2 protein-coding genes are annotated in these 1,062 nt (G+C 64.0%); both read left to right on the top strand.

Annotation, left to right across the window (positions count from 1 at the left end; translation table 11 throughout):
* Positions 1-134 precede the first annotated feature (134 nt).
* Positions 135-785 (top strand): uracil phosphoribosyltransferase, encoded by a 651-nt coding sequence (upp, locus tag ACEN88_RS32470; protein ID WP_036231756.1) that lies wholly within the window; start codon positions 135-137, stop codon positions 783-785.
* 10 nt (positions 786-795) lie between these two features.
* Positions 796-1,062, top strand: a 267-nt coding sequence (locus ACEN88_RS32465; RefSeq protein WP_413346353.1) for an Hpt domain-containing protein, incomplete at its 3' end; no start/stop codon positions are given.

Raw genomic sequence — 1,062 nt, 5'->3', positions numbered from 1 at the left:
TGCGACGCGATCCTCGCCCGTGCGCTGGTGGAATAAGCCCCGATAAAACTTCGACAAATGACAGCACAAACTGGGATAATGCTGGCCATTTACCAGATAACCACGCCGCTGCCACAAGCGCCGGCCATGCATAAATGAAACAAGATCCGCGCTTCCCGAACCTGTTCATCCTGAACCATCCCCTGATCCAGCATAAGCTGTCGCACATGCGCGACCGCGGCACGTCCACGCGCACGTTCCGCGAACTGCTGCGGGAAATCACGTTGCTGATGGGTTACGAGATCACGCGCGACCTGCCGCTGACGACGCGCCAGATCGATACGCCGCTGATGACGATCGACGCCCCCGTCATCGCGGGCAAGAAGCTGGCCATCGTGCCGATCCTGCGTGCCGGCGTCGGCATGAGCGACGGCCTGCTGGAACTGGTGCCGTCGGCCCGCGTCGGCCACATCGGCGTGTTCCGCGACCCAGACACGCACCTGCCCGTCGAATACCTCGTGCGCCTGCCGGACACGACCGAGCGCACGTTCATCCTGTGCGATCCGATGGTCGCGACGGGCAACTCGGCCGTGTACGCCGTCGACGTGCTCAAGAAGCGCGGCGTGACGGATGACCAGATCATCTTCCTGGCCCTCGTCGCGGCGCCGGAAGGCGTGGAAGTGTTCCACAAGGCCCATCCGGACGTGAAGCTGTACGTGGCTTCGCTCGACAGCAACCTGAACGACCACGCCTACATCGTGCCTGGCCTTGGCGATGCGGGCGACCGTATATTTGGTACGAAATGAGTGGCACGAAATGAGTTCGAGTGCGGATGCCGAATTCTTCGCGCGCCTCGCGGAGCTGAACGATAAATTCGCGGCGAGCCTGCCGCAGACGCTCGGCCGCCTGTCGGCCGCGCGCAACGCCTTCGAGCCGAAACGGCCGCCCGCCGCGCTGATCGAGCAGATGCACGCGGTGCTGCACACGCTGGCCGGCTCGTCCGCCACATTCGGCTTCCGCATCCTCGGGCAGCAGGCGCGCATGCTGGAACAGCGCCTGCGCGTGCTGACGACATTCGACGCT

Origin of the sequence: Massilia sp. CT11-108 (genome assembly GCF_047302915.1) — a bacterium.
In the GTDB taxonomy this organism is placed as follows: Bacteria; Pseudomonadota; Gammaproteobacteria; order Burkholderiales; family Burkholderiaceae_D; genus Telluria; species Telluria orientalis.
Note: the sequence above shows the minus strand (reverse complement) of the source record. Positions and strands in the feature narration are given on the sequence as shown.

Excerpts from the sequence above, each read along its gene's own strand:
- upp (WP_036231756.1), top strand. The coding sequence starts at position 135 with ATGAAACAAGATCCGCGCTTCCCGAACCTGTTCATCCTGAACCATCCC.